At 51.4% G+C, this 21,992-nt stretch carries 17 protein-coding genes; 10 read left to right on the top strand and 7 right to left on the bottom strand.

Annotated features, from left to right (window positions below; translation table 11 throughout):
• Positions 1 to 26: 26 nt before the first annotated feature.
• The 3 genes from NNO02_RS10295 to NNO02_RS10285 form a co-directional block, all read right to left on the bottom strand.
• Positions 27 to 4,427, bottom strand: coding sequence for a YadA-like family protein (locus tag NNO02_RS10295; RefSeq protein ID WP_271454730.1), 4,401 nt, complete (start codon positions 4,425 to 4,427; stop codon positions 27 to 29).
• Positions 4,428 to 4,470: 43 nt separating this feature from the next.
• Positions 4,471 to 5,112, bottom strand: coding sequence for a DUF3251 domain-containing protein (locus tag NNO02_RS10290; protein WP_271454729.1), 642 nt, complete (start codon positions 5,110 to 5,112; stop codon positions 4,471 to 4,473).
• A gap of 484 nt (positions 5,113 to 5,596) precedes the next feature.
• Positions 5,597 to 5,959, bottom strand: coding sequence for a YibL family ribosome-associated protein (locus NNO02_RS10285; protein ID WP_271440359.1), 363 nt, complete (start codon positions 5,957 to 5,959; stop codon positions 5,597 to 5,599).
• 292 nt (positions 5,960 to 6,251) lie between these two features.
• Here NNO02_RS10285 and NNO02_RS10280 point away from each other — a divergent pair, with 292 nt between their 5' ends.
• A complete protein-coding gene (locus NNO02_RS10280; protein WP_137382084.1) occupies positions 6,252 to 6,458 on the top strand; it encodes a hypothetical protein in 207 nt (68 codons plus the stop codon).
• A gap of 11 nt (positions 6,459 to 6,469) precedes the next feature.
• Here the strand turns inward: NNO02_RS10280 and mtlR are convergent, their stop codons facing one another.
• The 3 genes from mtlR to mtlA all read right to left on the bottom strand — a co-directional run bounded on the left by mtlR (position 6,470) and on the right by mtlA (position 10,257).
• The gene (gene mtlR / locus NNO02_RS10275; protein ID WP_271440361.1) at positions 6,470 to 7,060 is read right to left on the bottom strand and encodes a mannitol operon repressor MtlR; all 591 of its coding nucleotides are present in this window, start codon (positions 7,058 to 7,060) and stop codon (positions 6,470 to 6,472) included.
• Positions 7,057 to 8,205 carry a mannitol-1-phosphate 5-dehydrogenase gene (gene mtlD, locus NNO02_RS10270; protein ID WP_271454728.1) on the bottom strand — a complete coding sequence of 383 codons (1,149 nt, stop codon included), beginning with the start codon at positions 8,203 to 8,205 and terminating at the stop codon, positions 7,057 to 7,059. The genes mtlR and mtlD overlap by 4 nt, the downstream gene beginning before the upstream one ends.
• Before the next feature lie 138 nt (positions 8,206 to 8,343).
• Positions 8,344 to 10,257 carry a PTS mannitol transporter subunit IICBA gene (gene mtlA, locus NNO02_RS10265; protein WP_202037423.1) on the bottom strand — a complete coding sequence of 638 codons (1,914 nt, stop codon included), beginning with the start codon at positions 10,255 to 10,257 and terminating at the stop codon, positions 8,344 to 8,346.
• Between the two features lie 529 nt (positions 10,258 to 10,786).
• On the opposite strand from mtlA, the gene NNO02_RS10260 reads away from it, so the two are divergent.
• From NNO02_RS10260 to NNO02_RS10220, 9 genes are all read left to right on the top strand, one after another.
• Entirely contained in the window at positions 10,787 to 11,149 is a 363-nt protein-coding gene (locus NNO02_RS10260; RefSeq protein ID WP_271448755.1) for a DUF3302 domain-containing protein, read from the top strand.
• Between the two features lie 2 nt (positions 11,150 to 11,151).
• Positions 11,152 to 12,288 (top strand): HlyD family secretion protein, encoded by a 1,137-nt coding sequence (locus NNO02_RS10255; protein WP_137382079.1) that lies wholly within the window; start codon positions 11,152 to 11,154, stop codon positions 12,286 to 12,288.
• A 98-nt stretch (positions 12,289 to 12,386) separates the two neighbouring features.
• Positions 12,387 to 12,995 (top strand): glutathione S-transferase, encoded by a 609-nt coding sequence (locus NNO02_RS10250; protein WP_271454727.1) that lies wholly within the window; start codon positions 12,387 to 12,389, stop codon positions 12,993 to 12,995.
• A 98-nt stretch (positions 12,996 to 13,093) separates the two neighbouring features.
• Positions 13,094 to 14,485 (top strand): L-seryl-tRNA(Sec) selenium transferase, encoded by a 1,392-nt coding sequence (selA, locus tag NNO02_RS10245; protein ID WP_271454726.1) that lies wholly within the window; start codon positions 13,094 to 13,096, stop codon positions 14,483 to 14,485.
• Positions 14,482 to 16,326 carry a selenocysteine-specific translation elongation factor gene (gene selB, locus NNO02_RS10240; protein WP_271454725.1) on the top strand — a complete coding sequence of 615 codons (1,845 nt, stop codon included), beginning with the start codon at positions 14,482 to 14,484 and terminating at the stop codon, positions 16,324 to 16,326. Before selA ends, selB begins: the two co-directional genes overlap by 4 nt.
• A gap of 188 nt (positions 16,327 to 16,514) precedes the next feature.
• Positions 16,515 to 17,666, top strand: coding sequence for an L-threonine dehydrogenase (yiaY, locus tag NNO02_RS10235; RefSeq protein WP_271454724.1), 1,152 nt, complete (start codon positions 16,515 to 16,517; stop codon positions 17,664 to 17,666).
• A 92-nt stretch (positions 17,667 to 17,758) separates the two neighbouring features.
• Entirely contained in the window at positions 17,759 to 19,297 is a 1,539-nt protein-coding gene (aldB, locus tag NNO02_RS10230; RefSeq protein ID WP_271454723.1) for an aldehyde dehydrogenase AldB, read from the top strand.
• Positions 19,298 to 19,507: 210 nt separating this feature from the next.
• Positions 19,508 to 19,837 (top strand): DUF3302 domain-containing protein, encoded by a 330-nt coding sequence (locus tag NNO02_RS10225; RefSeq protein WP_271454722.1) that lies wholly within the window; start codon positions 19,508 to 19,510, stop codon positions 19,835 to 19,837.
• Between the two features lie 5 nt (positions 19,838 to 19,842).
• Positions 19,843 to 20,979 (top strand): HlyD family secretion protein, encoded by a 1,137-nt coding sequence (locus NNO02_RS10220; RefSeq protein ID WP_271454721.1) that lies wholly within the window; start codon positions 19,843 to 19,845, stop codon positions 20,977 to 20,979.
• Positions 20,980 to 20,995: 16 nt separating this feature from the next.
• Here NNO02_RS10220 and NNO02_RS10215 read toward each other — a convergent pair whose 3' ends face one another.
• Entirely contained in the window at positions 20,996 to 21,946 is a 951-nt protein-coding gene (locus tag NNO02_RS10215) for a LysR family transcriptional regulator (RefSeq protein ID WP_271454742.1), read from the bottom strand.
• Between the last annotated feature and the right edge of the window lie 46 nt (positions 21,947 to 21,992).

Genomic DNA, 21,992 nt, shown 5'->3' with positions numbered 1-21,992 from the left:
TTAGCATCGGTGATGTCGTTAACGGATTACCACTGGAAACCCATACCAATGGCCGCCGAGTAATCACCCTGGCTGTTGCTGGTTCCTTGTAATTTATAGACCCAGCCACCACTTTCGCTCACCATGGAGACACCAAGCGCGATTGCGCTCTCGCCATTAAATGTGCCTCCCGCAATCGAGGTCATGTTGGCGCCAGGCGCGTAGGCCTGTGGAAGACCTGCCATCGCCATGGCAGAAGCGATACCGCCGCTCATCTTGTTCTCTACACCTTTGATTTTACTATTCATCTCACCCATTTTCTGGTCGGTGTAGGTATTTGCTTCTTCTACGCTCTTTTTCAATTGCGCATAGTTAACCGCATCTGTGTCATTCACCGCGGCAGAAACATTGCCGATGCGTGTCGTGCCGCCGCTGCCGTCTCCGAGGTTGAGCGTACTGTAGTTTATCGACCCATCAGAATTGGTTTCATAACGGACGGAACCCGCTTCGGAGGCTTTCAACTGCGCCACGTTAACCGCATCGGTGTTATTGACCCCAGCGGCGACGTTGGTAATACGGCGTTGCTGTGTGGATGAACCAACAGAAACGGTATTGGCTTCATCGGCCACGGAGTTAGTCCCCAGGGCGACGCTATTATCAGCAGAAGCGATAGATCCAGAGCCAATCGCGACGCTGTCCGCGCCCTGAGCATTGGCATCGTCACCCGTTGAGCTGGTCTTGAAGTACTTGGTATTACCCGTTGTCACAATATCGCCAACAGAGTTTTCAATATTCGTGACCCGGGTATCAAGGCTGCTCACCTGCGTATTCAGATTGGTGATACTTTCGGTATTGGCGGCAACGCGGCTATCGGTGGCTTTCAACTGCGCAACGTTAACGGCATCGGTATCTTGCGTACCCGCAGCAACGTTGGTGATTTGCCTCTGGCCGGATGCGCTGCCTACAGACACTTCTCCGCTTGAGCTTTGCGCGGTATCCAAATTGTAAGCGGTATAGCTGCTTTGCGCGCCTACGGTGGTTTGTGAATTGCTCCCAAGCGCAACGCTATCAGCATGGTTTGCCTGTGCGTTTGTTCCAAAAGCTATGCCATTGCTGGCCGTTTGCGCAACCGTCGCGCCATAGCCAATGCCTACGCCCGTATCGCCATTGACGACGGTTTTCGGGCCGACGGCAATGGAGTTAGCGCCAACCGCCAGCGCGTCTTCTTCGTCCGAATTCGCATGGAAGTATTGTGTTGGCGTGGTCGATACGGCGGAAATCGCGTTTTGCAGCTGGCGTACCGTGACGGCGTCTTGTGCTTCAGAACCATCCGCAACGTTGGTGATTTGACGATAGCTTTCACCATCGGTACCCAGGGACAATGCGCCAAGCAGAGTTCTGTCCGTGGTGTCATAGCCGATAACGACGCCATCGCTCGTCACGCTGGTTGCCTGTTTGTCTGAGGAGACTATACGGTTTGATACTGACCCGCTGCCCAGCGCAATCCCCGTATCGACGATGCTTTGGCTGTTTTGACCTAAAGCCAGGCTGCTGGCGCCTGATGCGACGGCGTTATAACCGACGGCCGTCGCGCCAATGCCGGAGGCGTGCGCGTCATCTTCGGTGAGCCCGGTGTCGTTAGTGCGGACGTATTTCATACCCGTCCCGTTGTTGGTGATGTAGGTGTCGCTGGTATCGCCGGCTAAGTTGTTAATAACTTCGCTATTCAGGGCGATTAGCTGATTTGTCTCATACAGTTGAGCGCCGTTGACGGCATCAGTGCTGTCTGCGGACAGGGTGCCTGCGGCGACATTGGTAATTTTGTTGGTGGCGTTAGTACCGTGACTGGCGCTAAATGCCTCTGCTGTGTCATCCCATTTCAACGCGTCGCCGCTAAGGTTGGTGATTGAAGTGTTGATCTCCTCAATATCCGTGGTGTTTTGCGCTACGTTTTGATTGGTTTCATACAGTTGAGCACCGTTAACCGCATCGGTGCTGTCTGCGGACAGGGTGCCGGCCGCTACGTTAATTATCTTGCTGGTGGCGTTGGCGCCGTGGCTGGCGCTAAACGCGCCTGATGTTGCATCCCACAGCAGGGCATCGTCCGAGAGGCCGGTGATGGTGGTGCTCATGTCGGAAATAGACGTGTTCAGTTCGGCAATATCGGTGGTGTTCGTCGTGATATTGGTGGTGTTCTGCGCCACATTCTGGTTGGTTTCATACAGCTGAGAACCGTTAACCGCATCGGTGCTGTCTGCGGACAGGGTGCCTGCGGCGACATTGGTAATTTTGTTGGTGGTGTTAGTACCGTGACTGGCGCTAAACGCGCCTGCGGCCGCATCCCACAGCAGAGCATCATTGGTGAGATCCGTTACGGTGGTGTTGATGTCGGAAACCGAGGTATTAAGGTTGGCGATATCGGTTGTGTTGGTCGCGATATTCGTCGTATTGGTCGCGATGTCAGTGGTGTTTTGCGCCACGTTCTGATTGGTTTCAAATAGCTGAGAACCGTTAACCGCATCGGTGCTGTCTGCGGACAGAGTACCGGCCGCCACGTTGGTGATCTTACTGGCGGCGTTGGCGCCATGACCGGCGCTAAACGCGCCAGCGGTCGAATCCCACAGCAGGGCATCATTGGTGAGATCCGTCACGGTGGTGCTGAGGTCGGAAACCGAGGTATTCAGATTGGTGATGTTGGTTGTGTTGGTTGCGATATTGCTGGTATTGGTCGCAATATCCGTGGTGTTGGTCGCGATATTGCCGGTATTTGTTGCAATGTCCGTGGTATTGGTCGCGATATTTGTCGTGTTTGTTGCGATATCGGTTGTGTTGGTCGCGATGTTGGTCGCATTGGTCGCGATGTCAGTGGTGTTTTGCGTCACGTTCTGATTGGTTTCAAATAGCTGAGAACCGTTAACCACATCGGTGCTGTCTGCGGACAGAGTACCAGCCGCCACGTTGGTGATCTTACTGGTGGTGTTGGCACCATGACCGGCGCTAAACGCGCCAGCGGTCGCATCCCACAGCAGAGCATCATTGGTGAGATCCGTCACGGTGGTGCTGAGGTCGGAAACCGAGGTATTCAGATTGGTGATGTTGGTTGTGTTGGTTGCGATATTGCTGGTATTGGTCGCAATGTCCGTGGTGTTGGTCGCGATATTGCCGGTGTTTGTTGCAATGTCCGTGGTATTGGTCGCGATATTTGTCGTGTTTGTTGCGATGTCGGTGGTGTTTTGCGCCACGTTCTGATTGGTTTCAAATAGCTGAGAACCGTTAACCGCATCGGTGCTAGATGCGCTCAATGCACCCGCTTTTACATTAGTAATTGTGCTGGTGGCATTGGAGCCGTGTGCTGCACTGTAGACGTTTTTAAGCGAGTCCCATTGTAATGTATTATCGTCAATTCCCTTTAACGCGTCGCCAACATTATTAAAGCTACCACTTTGCAGTTTGTAGCTAGGGGCGTTAACAACTCCGGCAGTACTCACTGAGGCACCACCGCCCAGACGGTCTGCAACTGACTTACTGATATCATAAAGCTGTGAACCATTGATGGCATCAGTACTGGTACTGCTGATATCGCCTTTTGCCATATGGACAATTTTACGCTGCTGCGTATCGTTACCCACTGAAACAGTATTATCTTCTGCGGCAGTAGACTCTGTGCCCAGAGCAACGGAGTTGACACCAGTTACATTGGACAGGCTACCAATCGCAATACTTTTTTCACTACTAGAATAGCTTTCTTGTCCAATCGCAATACTGTCTTCGCTGCTTGCCTGACTTTTATTACCTAACGCAATAGAATTTAAACCATCTGCTTTTCCAGCCTGACCGAAAGCCATTGCTCCAGTTTTGGTTGCACTGGCACCATATCCAAACGCAACGGTATTGTCCGCGTTAGCTATGCTGTTTGCGCCGAATGCCAAACTATATAATCCGTTGGCTTCGCTTTTCTCACCCATTGCAATGGAACCTGTGCCATTGCCCAAGGCCGCTCTACCTAATGCCAGGCTATAGTCGCCAGCGGCACTAGCGCCACTTCCGATAGCAACCCCCCTGCTCCCTGCGGCTGTCGATAGCTGCCCCAGTGCTACTGAACTTTGTCCAGTAGCACTACTCTGAAAACCCACTGCAGTAGCCCCCGCATCAGATAATGCATTTACCCCAATAGCAATACTTGCTGAGCCACCGGATGCAGAGGAAGCCTTCGCACCTTGACCAATAGCAATCCATCTGTCACTTATTTCGGTGCCATCAGAATATGTACCACCATCGAGACTGACAGAAGCACTTGCCCCAAACGACGACATCAGCCCACCGGCGACTAATGCAGATACTAACAGCTTCCTGCGCCCAGATTTCTTGCCACGACCTTTCGCTGTTTCACTGGCGACAGTGAAGTTGCCAGTTGCAGGGTTCCAGATAACTTTAAAAATTTTGTTCATTGTTGGTGCTCTCTATTCCTTGTTATAAGTGCAATAACTGCATTTATTTTTTGCTTTTTTTCTGCCTGGTATCAGCAGGGGGAAGATTGTCGAAGTTGATATTCTGCATATTAATCGCCAACTTGAGGTATTTCAGGTTATTGGGCGACACCCCTTTTAACGTTAAGTTAATGTCTTGCCATTGACCTGGTAATAATTTCAGCGTGGAGTTCATGGCGGTGCTAAATAGCAACTGTTGCCATTTGGCATATTCTTTTAGATCAATAGGTTTTTCACCGCCCCAGGTGGCATGAAAACCAACGTTAGAAACAGGTACGCTTAATAAATTAACCAGCGAAATATGAATAACGCTGCCATCATCAATGGGTTCAATAGATAGAATGCGTCCCGCTAACCCGACATTGCCGTTATTAATGACAAAGTAGCGGGTTTGTGATGGGTCCAATTCCGTGTATTCGAACAAGCGTTGTTTACGTTCGATACGGCCAACGACATGAGCGAGTTTTGTCGTCGCCGAGATAACGCTAGTTTGCTGTTTTTCCAGTAGGTTTATCTTTGCTTCTTGCTCTTGCTGCTGTTTCTTCAGCGTTTCGATAAGGCCTTTATCGGCCGTGTAATCGCAGGCCGAGAGCAAAAATGAAAATCCTAAGATGACGGGGGGAATAAACCTTCCATATTTGTGCATATAAAAATCCTTATTTATATGATGTAAAAATAACTGCTTGCTCATCTATTCATATGGCGAAAATATATGTTTACCTCTGGCCGATATATAGGTGATGAGAACAATAAAAATATTCATCACCGTTATGTAATCAGCTGGTCGCTGATGCTAATAATGAATTTTAAACGGTGATATTTTACTGAGAACTAATCACAATACATATATGTCGGGTGCGGGTGTTTGCGGATGATAATATTATTTAATTTTGTTGGTCAATTATGTTCTGCGGAAGAGGGAAGAGACAGAGAGGAAAAAATTCATTGTATGAATGTAACTGAATATTGCGGCTCGTTCTGTTGGTCTATAACGTAGAGCAACACGATTGAAATAAATTTATATATGGAAGGTGTGATTATATTTTAGGAAAAATTCGGATTTTAGCCCGAGCATGCCGTACCCCCACCTGTTACGTAGGGGTACGGAAAATCCAACGTTGCGTGAGCGATTAGAACTCGCTCTTCGCGAAGCCCGTCATCTCTTTCAGGCCCATTTCACGGCCTAGTTCGGTCATCGGGTGGACAACAATCAGGCCGCGCACGCTTTTCTTCAGCTTACCCATGTCTGCTTGTTCTTTTTTGGTGATGGCGCGACGGAAGGGGAGCTTAGAGAGCTTTTGTGCTTCTTTGCTCAGCTTCTTACCATGCACTTCACGCAGACGCGCAATCTCTGCTTCCAGCGTTTCTTTCTCTTTTTCCAGCTCGGCATATTTGTCGGCGGCTTCAACCAGCGAGAGGTCAGCCTGCTGGTGGCGGATAGCGTCCAGACGATCGCTGAGACGTTTAATTTCGTTTTTTTCGACTTCTTTCATAGGATAGCTTCTGATAAAAATAGGATGAATATCCTATAGTATGCGCGCAGAGCGGGATTATTCACAACTAATCGAAGATAAATAATCAAATACCGCAAGTATTACTCCGCTAATGATAATGCTAGTGTTTTGATTAATATGGAATTTTAAGCGATAAGATCGGTGGCGGTGCTTTTTATTTGCGGGTTTATAGTGAAGCACGTTTTCCTCAATATAATCGCCCACCTGATCCTAAACTTAAATCATCGACCGCGTAGGCCGTACGCGGAGAATACATGGAGGATTGGTCATCATGGCGAAAATAGGTGAGAACGTTTCTATTCTTATTGATAAAACTATCGATTTTATGGCTTCAAGCCAGGCTTTCCGCGAGTATTTGAATAAAACACCGCCGCGCAACGTTGTCCCTTCTGAAGTGCCGCAAGAGAATGCCGAGCTGTATCTGCAACGCCTGGCGTACTATCGACAGCTGTACCGGCCACAGCAGGAAGAGAAGTAAAGCGCACCGCTTTATTTTTGAAAGGCTTTTTTTAAGCTGATTTTAGAAATCAGCTCGGTCAGGGAAAGCACCATCGTGGAGCGTACCATTTGCTGGTAGCGCTGGATTTGCATGGCGTGCAGACCCGAGTCTGAGGTATCAAACTGCGGGGGTGGCGGGAGCGCCGTCACGCAGTGCAGCTCACCAAATGGCCCAAGAATTTCGTCATCGGTGAACGCATATTCATTGCCGTCGTGATTTAACTCTTCACGCAGTGCCATCAACAGTTCCGCATCTTCATATTCCGGACGACTGAGTACGCCCAGGCCGTAGATGAGCTTCAGACGCACTGAAAGATCGCCCAATGGGCCATCGCCGTCGAGTAACGGTTCTACGGCATATTTCACCGCATAGTCGTCTTTGCGAAATACCTGAAGCACCAGGATATTCACCGCCTCGGTGAGTAATTCTACGGCGGTGATGAGGAAGCTGCGTACGGTTTTGCCAGCATTCAGACGCTCAAGCACACGATTTTCAAAGGCCTGTGTTTGTTCCATTATTGCCTGCATATCTGACAATCTGTCATGTCGGCGCAGGATGACCTGCGCCGTATTCTGTATCATTTGGTTGCGTTATATGCGTTAACCGCCTCCGCAACCACATCACTGTTGGCATCCAGTCCGGACACTTGCGCCAGAGCGGCCTGTGGGCCTTTTTCGTCAATCAGTGCAGCCAGTTCCTGCGCCTGCGGATCTTCTGCACTGCGATAATGCATCGCAGCGGCAATACCCTGAACCAGATTAACGTGCGGCAGACCATATTCCAGCGTGCCCAGCAGGGGTTTAATCAGACGGTCGCCTGAGCTTAGTTTACGCAGCGGCTGACGGCCCACGCGCTCAACGTCATCTTTCAGGTACGGGTTTTCAAAACGACCGAGGATTTTCTGAATGTATGCCGCATGTTTTGCTGCATCAAAGCCATAGCGTTTGATCAGTACCGCGCCGCTCTCTTCCATTGCACCTTTTACCACTGCGCGGATTTTCTCGTCTAGAATCGCGTCACGGATGGTCTGATGACCGGTCAATTTTCCGAGGTACGCGGTTATAGCATGCCCGGTGTTCAGCGTGAAGAGTTTACGTTCGACAAATGCCATCAGGTTATCAGTTAATTCCATTCCTGGGATGTTCGGCAGCACGCCTTTGAACTGCGTTTTGTCGACAATCCACTCACTGAAGGTTTCCACGGTCACTTCCAGCGGATCGTGGGTCGCAGAAGCAGATGGCGGCACGATGCGATCCACGGCGGAATCGACAAAACCAACATGCTCTTCAACCCAGGTTTTGTCAGCGTCTGCCAGTGCGTTCATCACGTGGCCTTTCAACTGTGTGGTTCCGCGTACCATGTTTTCACAGGCGATGATATTCAGCGGAGTGGTGATGCCCTGAGCTTTGCGTTTGCCCAGCCCTTTGGCGATGGCCGGTGCGATACGCTCAAGCACAACCGGACCCACAGCCGTGGTGATTAAATCAACGTGGGCAATCAGGTCGACGACATCATCACCGATGCTGCTAACGGCGTTGACGCCTGAAACAGTATCGACCTGCTCGTTTTCACCTACGACATGAACCTGATAGCTATGACGGGCATTCAGGGCATCAAGGACTACCTGATTTACATCCGCAAAGGTGAGTTGTATCCCCGCGTCAGCCAGCAGTTTGCCGATAAAGCCACGACCGATATTACCTGCGCCAAAATGTAATGCTTTCATAGTATTAACCTTCATTAATGTTTTTACCCAAGAGGGCTGGGGTGAGGGACCGCATAGATTTCCCCTCAACCTAACCCTCTCCTTTGCGGAGAGGATTTTGTAGGCCCGGTAAGCGTGAGCGCCACCGGGCAATAACGCTTACTTACGACCCGCCAGCAGTTCCAGAACTTCATCCACGCTGGTGGTATGTGCCAGCCGTTCGATGACAGATTCATCATCCAGCGCGTTGGTCAGGCTGGTGATCACCTGGATATGCTCATTGTTACGCGCAGCGATACCAATGACCAGGCGGGCAATATCATCTTCTTCTTCACCGAAGCGCACACCTTCCGGGTACTGGCAGAATACGATACCCGTTTTCAGCACGCGATCTTTCGCTTCGATGGTGCCGTGCGGTACCGCAATGGACTCACCCAGGTAGGTAGAGGTCAGTTTTTCGCGGTCCAGCATTGCCTGGACGTATTCCGGCTCAACGTAGCCGCCTTTCACCAGTTGCTCACCAGCAAACAGAATGGCTTCTTCTTTGTTGGTGGCTTTACGGCCAAGGAAGATGTTCTCCGCACCCAGTTTGAACAGGTTGTTATCACCTTCATCAAAGCTGTCTTTCAGGTGATCGCGTACTTTTTCTTCGTTGACGTTGTGGCGTTGCGCCGCGACCAGACGCTCAGTCAGGCTGGTGTAAAGGCCGCTGTCGAGGAAGTTGGTCAGCGAAATGTGCTGAGCCTGCGGAACCTGGCGCATCGCACGTTCGGTCAGATCACGGTGAGTAATAACCAGATCCACATCCGGCGGCAGATTGTTAATTGCGCTGTTGGTAACGGAAATCTGCGACAGACCGGCATCCTGTACTTTCTTACGCAGTACGCCTGCACCCATAGCACTGGAACCCATGCCAGCATCACAGGCGACGATGATTTTACGCACGTGGCTCAGGTCGTTGGTGACATCGCCAGCAGACAGCGGAGAAGCGCCTTTAGATTCTGCTTTCATGTCCTGCATACGACGGGTTGCCGCATCAATATCATCTTCTTCTTTCACTTTGCTGGTTTTCAGCAGAATCGCCGAGACCACAAAAGAGACCGCCATTGCCGCACAGATTGCCGCGATGTTAGCGAAGTAAGCCCCTTTCGGCGTCATTGCCAGCACGGCCAGGATTGAACCCGGAGAAGCCGGAGACACCAGACCACCGTTCAGGATTGTCAGGGTGAATACACCAGTCATACCGCCGAGGATAACGGCCAGGATCAGGCGTGGGTTCATCAGCACGTATGGGAAGTAAATTTCGTGAATACCACCCAGGAAGTGGATGATAGCCGCACCGCCCGCAGACTGTTTAGCGCTACCGCGACCGAAGAACATGTACGCCAGCAGAACACCCATACCCGGGCCTGGGTTTGCTTCAATCAGGAAGAAGATGGATTTACCCATCTCATGGGACTGCTGAATGCCCAGCGGTGAGAAAATACCGTGGTTGATGGCGTTGTTGAGGAACAGGATTTTCGCCGGTTCAACGAAGATAGACGCCAGCGGCAGCATGTCATGGACAACCATGAAGTTAACGCCGGCCGCCAGAATTTTGGACAGGGCTTCAACCAATGGGCCAATGCCGAGGAAGGCCAGAATGGCGAGGATCATACCGATGATGCCAGCGGAGAAGTTATTCACCAGCATCTCAAAACCGGATTTGATCTTACCGTCTACCCAGCCGTCGAAATGTTTGATTGCCCAACCGCCCAGCGGGCCTGCAATCATCGCACCAAGGAACATCGGCATATCAGCACCGACGATCACGCCCATGGTGGTAATCGCACCCACTACGCCGCCGCGTTCGCCACCTACCAGCTTACCACCGGTATAACCGATCAGCAGTGGCAGTAGATAGGTGATCATCGGGCCGACCAGCTTCGCCAGCGTTTCGTTCGGCAACCACCCTGTTGGAATGAATAATGCGGTGATAATACCCCACGCGATAAACGCGCCGATATTTGGCATCACCATGTTGCTGAGGAATCGACCAAAGCTTTGCACCTTGATCTTAATATCGGATGACATAAAAACACCCCTTCTTATGTTTGCTATCGCGCAGGCTGAAAGCCCGAGGTTTGTTAATGTAGCGGCAGGAGGTAGCCGGACCCTGTAGATACTGCGAAATCTGGCACTGAATCGTTCAACTGTCCAGTCGATGGCCTTTTATGTGACTTGTGTCACGTAAATATAGGGTGTGTGGCGTTAGTTAATGTGATTTAAGTCACAAAATTTCGGTACAAAAAAACATCGGCACCCAGTAATTTGCTAAAAATGGCGATTAAATGTGAATTGGTTCACGTTTTGTAATTCACTGTTTGTTGGATTTTTGTGAAGTAGATCGCAAAGTATTTTCATTGGAGATTCCCTGGATGTGATCTTCAACAGCTTCTACCCTGGCACTTTTTTTCGCACAAGAGAGCAATTTCTCACCAGAAAAAATATTTATTTTGTGGTATGGCGAAAACCCCGATCTCCAGTTATGTTCAAAATATCAGCCAGGAAGCATACGGCTGCCGGCACAAAAAACTCTAATTAGCGTGAATTCGAGGCAGGTATGTTTCTAAATTATTTCGCATTAGGCGTGCTGATCTTCGTTTTTCTGGTTCTGTTTTACGGAATCATTGCCATCCATGACATTCCCTACAACATGGCTAAAAAGCGTAACCACCCGCATGCGGAAGCCATTCATACCGCTGGGTGGGTAAGTTTGTTTACGCTGCATGTTATCTGGCCGTTTCTGTGGATCTGGGCCACGCTCTACCAGCCTGAAAAGGGCTGGGGGATGCAGTCACATGTCGCGCCGACCGGAAAGGAACAGGACCCTGAAATTGCCGCGCTGGCAGCGCGCATTACCCAGTTGGAACAAAGGCTGGCTGGGGAGAAAAAAACTGATGACTCCACTTTCCCGGAGATTTAATCATGGATTTGTTGATTGTTCTGACCTACGTGGCGTTTGCCTGGGCCATCTTCAAGATATTCCGTATTCCGGTAAACCAATGGACACTGGCGACTGCCGCATTAGGCGGGGTGTTTATTGTGGCGGGACTCATCTTATTAATGAATTATAACCACCCCTATACGTTTACCGCGCAAAAAGCCGTTATTTCAATTCCTATTACCCCGCAGGTCACGGGAATTGTGAGTGAGGTAACCGATAAAAATAACCAACTGATTAAAAAAGGCGAAGTGCTTTTTAAGCTCGATCCGGTACGTTACCAGGCGCGGGTCGACAGGCTACAGGCCGATCTGGTGACGGCAACGCATAATATTGAGACCTTAAAAGCGCAATTGTCAGAGGCGCAGGCCAATACCACGCGTGTTTCAGCCGAACGTGACCGTCTGTACAAAGATTATCAGCGCTACCTGAAAGGCAGCCAGGCGCGAGTCAATCCATTCTCTGAAAGCGATATCGATAATGCACGCCAGAACTACCTGGCACAGGATGCGTTGGTCAAAGCGTCGGTCGCTGAACAATCGCAAATTCAAAGCCAGTTAGACAGCATGGTCAACGGTGAGCAATCACAGGTTGTTAGCCTGCGCGCGCAACTGACAGAGGCGAAATACAATCTGGATCAGACCGTGGTGCGGGCGCCCAGCAACGGTTACGTGACGCAGTTACTCATCCGTCCGGGGACCTATGCTGCTGCGCTACCGCTGCGACCCGTAATGGTATTTATACCTGAACAGAAACGGCAAATTGTGGCGCAGTTCCGCCAGAACTCTCTGCTCCGTCTGGAGCCGGGTGATGAAGCGGAGGTGGTGTTTAACGCGCTGCCGGGTCAGGTATTCACCGGTAAGCTGACCAGCATCCTGCCGGTTGTGCCGGGAGGGTCTTATCAGGCGCAGGGGGCATTGCAGTCCTTAACCGTTGTTCCGGGAACGGATGGTGTACTGGCGACGATTGAACTGGAACCAAATGCTGATGTGGATGCTTTACCTGATGGGATCTACGCACAGGTGGCGGTCTATTCCGACCATTTCGCCCATGTCTCGGTGATGCGTAAAGTGCTGCTGCGTATGACCAGTTGGATGCATTATCTTTATTTAGATCATTGAGACCAGCATCACCTGCCATTTGTCGTGGCCTGAGCCATACTAAGCGGTGTCCAGATAGTCGTTGGACATCGCTTTTTTGTTGGCAAAAAGGACACGGCATGAAACTCATTGGCAGCTATACCAGCCCTTTTGTGCGTAAAATTTCTATTCTGTTGCTGGAAAAGGGCATCACCTTCGAATTCGTTAATGAACTCCCCTATAACGCGGAAAACGGCGTGGCGCGATATAACCCGTTAGGCAAAGTGCCCGCACTGGTCACCGATGAGGGAGAGTACTGGTTTGATTCACCGATCATTGCTGAATATATAGAGCTGTTGGATATTGCACCCGCTATGCTTCCGCGTGAGCCGTTGGCGGCACTGAAAGTACGGCAACTGGAAGCACTGGCGGACGGTATCATGGATGCCGGGTTGGTGTCGGTACGTGAGCAGGCGCGCCCCGCTGCGCAGCAGTCAGAAACTGAATTGCTACGCCAGCGCGAAAAAATTACCCGCAGCCTGGATGTGCTGGAAGGTTATCTGGCGGACGGTACGCTGAAAACGGATACGGTTAATCTGGCAACGATTGCGATTGCCTGTGCCGTGGGCTATCTCAATTTTCGTCGGGTTGCACCTGGCTGGTGTGTTGACCGACCACGTCTGGTCAAACTGGTGGAAACACTCTTTCAACGAGAAAGCTTCGCCCGCACAGAACCGCCAAAGGCTTGATGCGTATTATGTCCGCCTGAGTAAAGTCACGGTACAATCCTCTGCATATCGATATCCCTCTCCACGGTGGAGAGGGCCACCAACAGCCAGGCCCTTTCATGACAACCGACATGCGTTCACTCTACAGCCAGCTTCCTGCTATCGATCGTTTACTGCGCGATAGCGCCTTCCAGGTCTTACGTGAGTCCCACGGTCATACCCGCGTGGTGGACCAGCTGCGTCATATGCTCGATGAAGCCAGAGAGGCGATTCGCGACACGCAGGCGCTTCCAACATGGAGCGAAGACTGGGCGCAAGAGGCCAGCGCCCGGCTGGAACGAGAATCGCAAAGTGCACTGCGTCCGGTAATTAATCTGACGGGGACTGTGCTGCATACCAATCTTGGGCGTGCATCACAAGCTGAGGAGGCGATTGCTGCGGTGGTGCAGGCGATGCGTACGCCGGTGACGTTGGAATACAGCCTGGATGACGCCGGGCGTGGACATCGCGACCGTGCGCTGGCGGATTTACTCTGCCGCCTGACCGGCGCGGAAGATGCCTGTATCGTCAATAACAATGCCGCTGCGGTTCTGTTGATGCTGGCGGCCACCGCGGCGGGCAAAGAGGTGGTGGTATCACGCGGCGAGCTGGTAGAAATTGGCGGCGCGTTTCGTATTCCCGATGTGATGTCTCAGGCTGGATGTATCCTGCGCGAAGTTGGCACCACCAACCGTACCCATGCCAGTGATTATCGTCAGGCGGTTAATGAAAATACGGGCCTGCTGATGAAGGTGCATACCAGTAATTACAGCATTGAAGGCTTTACGAAAGCGGTGGATGAAGCTGAGCTGGCCGCCATTGGTCAGGAGCTGGATGTGCCGGTCGTGGCGGATCTGGGTAGCGGCTCGTTGGTCGATCTCAGTCAGTATGGTTTGCCGCAGGAACCGATGCCGCAGCAGCTCATTGCCGCAGGTGTGAGCCTGGTGAGTTTCTCTGGTGACAAGCTGTTGGGCGGGCCACAGGCTGGCATTATTGTGGGTAAAAAAGAGATGATCGCCCGCTTACAACGACACCCACTGAAACGAGCGTTACGGGCTGATAAAATGACGCTGGCAGCGCTGGAAGCAACGCTGCGGCTCTATCTGCACCCAGAAGCGCTGGCGGAGAAATTGCCAACGCTACGCCAGCTCACCCGCACGAAAGAGGCGATCCACGAGCAGGCGCTACGATTACAGGCACAACTGACAGAACATTATGGTGCCGAGTTTGCGTTGAATGTCATGCCTTGCCTGTCGCAGATTGGCAGCGGCTCGTTACCGGTTGATAGGCTGCCGAGCGCGGCATTAACCTTTACCCCACATGATGGGCGTGGAAGCCGCCTCGAAGCGCTGGCCGCCCGCTGGCGTCTGCTGCCCGTGCCGGTCATTGGGCGAATTTATGATGGTCGCTTGTGGCTGGATCTGCGCTGCCTTGAAGACGAGACCCGGTTTATGGAGATGATGCTGAAATGATTATTGCAACCGCCGGACACGTTGACCACGGAAAAACAACGTTATTACAGGCGATTACCGGCGTGAATGCCGATCGACTGCCGGAAGAAAAAAAGCGCGGCATGACTATCGACCTCGGCTATGCCTACTGGCCGCAGCCGGATGGGCGGGTACTGGGATTTATCGATGTCCCTGGCCACGAAAAGTTTCTGTCCAACATGCTGGCGGGTGTCGGTGGTATCGACCACGCGCTGCTGGTGGTGGCCTGTGATGATGGCGTGATGGCGCAAACGCGTGAACACTTGCAAATCCTGCAACTGACAGGCAGCCCACAACTTACCGTGGCGCTCACAAAAGCCGATCGCGTCGATGAAGCACGCATTGACGAAGTACGTGCCGAGGTGCAAACCACGCTGGGTAACTATGGTTTTGCCGATGCGATACTGTTCGTGACTGCCGCCAATGAAGGCCGTGGTATCGAAGCGCTGCGTGACCACTTGCTGCAGTTGACGCCGCGTGAGCTGGCCCGCGATCACACCTTCCGCCTGGCAATTGACCGCGCTTTCACGGTAAAAGGCGCAGGTCTGGTCGTAACGGGAACAGCGCTCAGCGGAGAAGTGAACGTCGGGGATGCGTTGTGGCTGACCGGGGTTAACAAACCGATGCGCGTACGTAGCCTGCATGCGCAAAACCAGCCGACCGAACACGCTCATGCCGGGCAGCGAATTGCGCTGAACATTGCCGGTGATGCGCAAAAAGAAGAGATTAACCGTGGTGACTGGCTGCTTGCTGATGCGCCGCCGGAGGCCTTCTCACGCGTCATTGTCTCTTTAGAACACTCGGCCCCCCTGATGCAGTGGCAGCCGCTACATATCCACCACGCAGCCAGCCATGTGACCGGGCGCATTTCACTGCTCGAAGGGACGCTGGCGGAACTGGTGTTTGATACACCGCTGTGGCTGGCCGATAACGACAGGCTGGTGCTGCGTGATATTTCTGCCCGTACGACGCTGGCAGGCGCACGTGTCGTGACGCTGAATTCGCCGCGTCGTGGGAAGCGTAAGCCGGAGTATTTACAGTGGCTGTCGGCGCTGGAAAGTGCGCAGAATGATGGTGAAGCGCTGGCATTGCATCTGACACGCGGCGCGGTGAACATTCCCGATTTCGCGTGGGCACGCCAGCTCAATGGCGACGGCATGCGTCCGTTGATTGAGCAACATGGATTTATTCGCGCCGGGTATAGTCTGTTGAATGCGCCCGTTGCTGCACGCTGGCAACGTAAGATTCTGGATACGCTGGCGACCTACCATGAGCAACATCGTGATGAGCCAGGACCTGGACGTGAACGCCTGCGTCGTATGGCCCTGCCAATGGAAGATGAAGCGCTGGTCCTGCTGCTGATTGAAAAGATGCGCGATAGCGGCGCGATTCATAGCCATCATGGCTGGCTGCATTTGCCGGATCATAAGGCCGGTTTCAGCGATGAGCAGCAGGCTATCTGGCAAAAAGTAGAACCGCTTTTTGGTGATGAGCCGTGGTGGGTGCGAGATCTGGCGAAAACCACGGCTACGGACGAGCAGGCGATGCGTCTGGCGCTACGGCAGGCGGCGCAACAGGGCATTATTACGGCGATCGTCAAAGATCGTTATTACCGTAACGATCGGATTGTGGCCTTCGCGAATCTGATCCGCGAACTGGATCAGAAGAGAGGGTCGACCTGCGCTGCCGATTTCCGCGACAGGCTCAATGTCGGACGCAAACTGGCTATCCAGATTCTGGAATATTTTGACCGTATCGGCTTTACTCGTCGTCGGGGAAATGATCATTTATTACGCGATGCATTACTGTTCCCTGAAAAGTAATGAAACAATTAATTCAGGAATAGAATGAATTAATACAAAATAAATATTGATTTAAAAAAGCACATTGGATTATGAACCTAATGTGCTTTTTAATCTCTGATGTTATTAAAATAACAATCACGATCATATTTTGTTGGGATTATCACTCGTATGCTTCCTGCCTCTTTTGAGTAATTAAGGATCGTACAATGGCTGCTTCAACATTTTTTATTCCTTCCGTGAATGTAATTGGCTCTGGTTCATTAAAAGATGCAATGAATACAATGGCGGAATATGGATTTCGTCGTACGTTAATTGTCACGGATGCCATGCTGGCGAAATTAGGTATGGCGAGTGAAATTCAAAAAGCGCTGCAGGAACGTGATATTTTCAGCGTAATTTATGATGGTACGCATCCTAATCCGACAACCAGCAACGTTGCCGCAGGTCTGCAAATGCTGAAAGAAAATGCCTGTGATAGCGTAATTTCCCTCGGCGGCGGTTCCCCACACGATTGTGCGAAAGGGATTGCGCTGGTGGCGGCTAACGGCGGCGATATTAGTGATTACGAAGGCGTTGACCGTTCTGCAAAACCACAGTTGCCGATGATTGCCATTAACACGACGGCAGGAACGGCATCTGAAATGACCCGTTTTTGCATCATTACCGACGAAGTACGCCATATCAAAATGGCGATTGTGGATAAGCACGTTACGCCGCTGCTGTCCGTCAATGATTCTTCGCTGATGGTCGGTATGCCGAAGTCCCTGACTGCGGCAACCGGTATGGATGCGCTGACTCACGCGATTGAAGCGTATGTCTCCATTGCGGCAACGCCGATCACCGATGCATGTGCGCTTAAAGCTGTGACGATGATTGCAGAGAACCTGACGATCGCCGTGGATGATGGTGCCAATGCTCAGGCGCGTGAAGCGATGGCTTATGCGCAGTTCCTCGCGGGTATGGCATTCAACAACGCCTCTCTTGGTTACGTTCACGCGATGGCGCATCAGTTGGGTGGTTTCTACGACCTGCCACACGGTGTCTGCAACGCAGTACTGCTGCCGCACGTTCAGGTGTTCAATAGCAAGGTTGCCGCAGCGCGTCTGCGCGATTGCGCTGCGGCAATGGGCGTCGACGTGGCTGGATTGAACGAAGCGCAAGGCGCCGAAGCCTGCATCGCGGCAATCCGTGAACTGGCCCAGAAAGTGAATATTCCGGCAGGTTTGCGTGAGCTGAACGTTAAGGAAGAAGACTTTGCTGTTCTGGCTACCAATGCCCTGAAAGATGCCTGTGGCTTTACTAACCCGATCCAGGCGACCCATGAGGAAATCATGGCGATCTACCGCGCGGCAATGTAATTCGTGATATCTGTCGTAAAGCAGTAAAAGGCTGGCGAATAATTCGCCAGTCCCGTCTACCTTTGTAATACCCCTACAGCAAGGAGACGGTCATGACCAATAACCCCCCTTCAACGCGTATTTATCCCGGCGAATATGGTTACCCTCTGAAGTTAAAGGCCCGATACGATAACTTTATCGGCGGCAACTGGGTCGCACCGGTGGACGGTGAGTATTACCAAAATCTGACGCCAGTCACCGGGCAATTACTGTGCGAAGTGGCCTCTTCCGGCAAAAAGGATATCGACCTGGCACTGGATGCTGCGCACAAAGTTAAAGAGCAGTGGGCGCATACCTCGGTGCAGGACAGGGCGGCGATTCTGTTCAAAATTGCCGACCGTATGGAGCAAAACCTGGAGCTGTTGGCCACCGCAGAAACCTGGGATAACGGCAAACCTATTCGCGAAACCAGCGCCGCTGACGTGCCGCTGGCCATTGACCATTTCCGCTACTTCGCCTCCTGTATCCGCGCACAGGAAGGGGGAATCAGTGAAGTTGATAGCGACACTGTGGCGTATCACTTCCACGAACCTCTTGGCGTGGTAGGACAAATTATTCCGTGGAACTTCCCACTGCTGATGGCGAGCTGGAAGATGGCGCCTGCGCTGGCGGCGGGGAACTGCGTAGTGCTCAAACCTGCGCGTCTGACACCGCTTTCTGTGCTGCTGCTGATGGAAGTGGTCGGTGACCTGCTACCGCCTGGCGTGGTGAACGTGGTGAACGGCGCGGGTGGGGAAATCGGGGAGTATCTGGCGACGTCAAAACGCATTGCGAAAGTGGCGTTTACCGGTTCGACGGAAGTCGGGCAGCAGATCATGCAGTACGCAACGCAAAACATCATCCCGGTGACGCTGGAACTGGGCGGTAAGTCGCCAAATATCTTCTTCGCTGATGTGATGGATGAAGAAGATGCGTTCTTCGACAAGGCGCTGGAAGGCTTTGCGCTATTTGCATTTAACCAGGGTGAGGTATGTACCTGCCCAAGCCGCGCACTGGTACAGGAATCCATTTACGAACGTTTCATGGAAAGAGCGATTCGTCGCGTAGAGAGTATCCGCAGCGGCAACCCGTTGGACAGCATCACACAAATGGGGGCGCAGGTTTCCCATGGTCAACTGGAAACCATTCTGAATTACATCGATATTGGTAAGAAAGAAGGGGCGGATGTGCTGACCGGCGGACGGCGTAAGCAGCTGGAGGGTGAGCTAAAAGAAGGCTACTACCTCGAACCTACCATTCTGTTCGGTAAGAACAACATGCGTGTTTTCCAGGAGGAGATCTTTGGCCCGGTACTGGCGGTCACCACCTTTAAAACCATGGATGAGGCGCTGGAAATCGCCAATGACACGCAATATGGGCTAGGTGCCGGCGTCTGGAGTCGTAACGGTAATCTGGCATACAAGATGGGGCGCGGTATTCAGGCAGGCCGTGTCTGGACCAACTGTTACCACGCTTACCCGGCCCACGCCGCGTTCGGCGGCTATAAGCAGTCGGGCATCGGGCGCGAGACACACAAAATGATGCTCGAGCATTATCAGCAAACCAAGTGCCTGTTGGTGAGCTACTCGGATAAACCGCTAGGGCTGTTCTAATATCCCGTCACTTACTGCCCGGGCGCGTTTAGCGTACCGGGCATCAAGTTATGTCCTGCCACTCGAAAGACGACGGGTATATATAGAAACCCATATATCGTTATATAAATAACACCATTGCATCCAATCTGGTCATTCCACTACTATTATCAACGCTATTGTTTAAATCAAACAGCAGCCGATTATTTAATTTAAATCCCTGAGGCAAATATGTTCCTTGATTATTTTGCATTAGGAGTGCTTATTTTTGTATTCCTGGTCATTTTTTACGGGATTATTATTCTGCATGATATTCCCTATCTAATTGCAAAGAAACGTAACCATCCACATGCTGACGCAATACACGTTGCGGGTTGGGTTAGTTTGTTTACCTTACATGTTATTTGGCCCTTTTTATGGATCTGGGCAACGCTTTATCGCCCGGAGCGTGGGTGGGGCATGCAGAGTCAGAGTGCTGACTCTTCCCTGACCCAGCTTCAAGCGCGGGTAGCAGATTTGGAAAAGAAACTGGGTGAGGCGAAGACCTCTCCGGCGGAGTAATATCGATGGATTTACTGATTATTCTGACCTATGTGGCATGTGCCTGGTCGATATTTAAGATTTTTAAAATTCCTGTCAATAAATGGACCGTACCTACAGCGGCATTGGGTGGCATATTTATTGTGTGTGGTCTTATATTACTGATGAATTATAACCACCCGTATACATTTAAAGCACAAAAGGCGGTAATTTCTATTCCCGTCGTGCCACAAGTAACGGGAGTGGTAACGGAAGTCACGGATAAGAAGAACACGCTGATCAAAAAAGGCGAAGTTCTGTTTAAACTGAATCCGGGGCGTTATCAGGCGCGGGTTGACCGCCTGAAAGCCGATATTGTCACGGCCCAGCATAAAGAGCAGGCTCTTGCTGCGCAGCTGGATGAAATGGCTGCAAATACGCAGCGGGCAAAAGCCACACGTGACAAGCTGGCGAAAGATTACCAACGCTATGCGCAGGGGAGTCAGGCGAAGGTGAATCCTTTCTCTGAACGCGATATTGATGCGGCGCGGCAAAACTATCTGGCGCAGGAAGCGTCGGTGAAATCCTCGATTGCCGAACAACAGCAAATACAGAGTCAGTTAGACAGCCTGGTGTTGGGTGAAAATTCGCAAATTGCCAGCCTGAAAGCACAGCTGGCTGAAGCGGAGTTTAATCTTGACCAAACCGTGGTTCGCGCACCCAGTGATGGTTACGTTACGCAGGTATTGATGCGGCCGGGAACCTATGCCGCTGCGCTGCCGATGCGCCCGGTAATGGTGTTTATTCCGGATCAAAAACGGCAAATTATCGCCCAATTCCGCCAAAATTCGTTGCTGCGACTGGAACCCGGCGATGAAGCCGAAGTGGTGTTTAATGCACTACCGGGTAAAGTGTTTAGCGGTAAGCTGGCGGCTATTAGCCCAGCCGTTCCGGGAGGGACGTATCAGTCGAATGGGGCGTTGCAATCGTTGAATTCTACGCCTGGTTCAGAAGGGGTGATTGCCACAATCGAATTGAATGAAAATGCGGATGTGAGCGCGTTACCTGATGGGATTTACGCCCAGGTCGCCGTTTATTCTGACCACTTCGAACATGTGTCGGTCATGCGCAAGGTCTTGCTGCGGATGACCAGCTGGGTGCACTACCTGTATCTCGACCACTAGACGCCGGCTATTTGGCCTACTCAGGCTGTCGTAGCGCCTGAGTAAGCTGCTGGCGTATCTCTGCCAACATCTCATCAAGAATAAACTGCACTCGCCAGGGCTGATATTCACGCTTGCGGAAGATCGCGACCAAATCCAGCCACCATTCATGTTGTTCAGAGAAACACGGAACCAGCAGCCCGGCCTGAACATCCTTTTGCATGCTCGTATTCGGCGCAAAAACAATGCCCAGATGGTTTCGAGCCAGCGCCAGTGCAGACTGCGTGTTGTCGCAGACGTAATTTCCCGTCACGCGGTAGTCGTGCATCTCTTTGCCATCGGTGGAGGTAAATCGCCAAATATTGGCATCGTCGATCATCATGGAATCAATCAGAATACAAGAGTGTTGTTCAAGATCTTCAGGGCCACTTATAGGATGAGTGCTAATATATTCCGGGCTGGCAAAGGCCGTTACTGCATATTTAGTAATAAAACTGGCGACCAATGATTCGTCTTTGGGATGCGCATAAGTGATTAAAACGTCACAGTCATCGGGAAACTCTACGCCTTCATAAAATGCTTTCCGTTCCAGATTACATGTTTTTAGCGAAAGACTAATATCACCAATATCATGGATTTTAGCAATAACATGTTGTGATAAGTAAGCGATAATCCCCGTTGGGGCATATACCGTTACCCGGCCGCGTTTCTCGTGCTTATAATCAGCAATGAAATTATTCAACTGATCGTTTCGATCTAACATGTCATTGATGTAAGGGAGCAGCGCAGTACCAAACGGCGTGAGGGTCAGCTGCCGGGTGGTTCGGTCAAACACCTTTAGCCCTACTTTTGATTCAAAATCAGCAAGATATTTGCTGACATTGGCCTGTGCAATGCCGAGAACTGTGGCAGCGTGACTGATGTTTTCACTGGCAGCAATGACCGAAATAATCTTCAGTTCCCGGTGTTTGAGTTGTAATTTATTCATCGCCAAGCCCGATATATATAATTTTTTATATATTACTATATAAATA

Source organism: Citrobacter sp. Awk 2, from assembly GCF_028069815.1.
Classification (GTDB): Bacteria; Pseudomonadota; Gammaproteobacteria; order Enterobacterales; family Enterobacteriaceae; genus Citrobacter.
The sequence above is the reverse complement of the archived record's forward strand: the minus strand, read 5'-3'. Positions and strand labels throughout refer to the sequence as shown.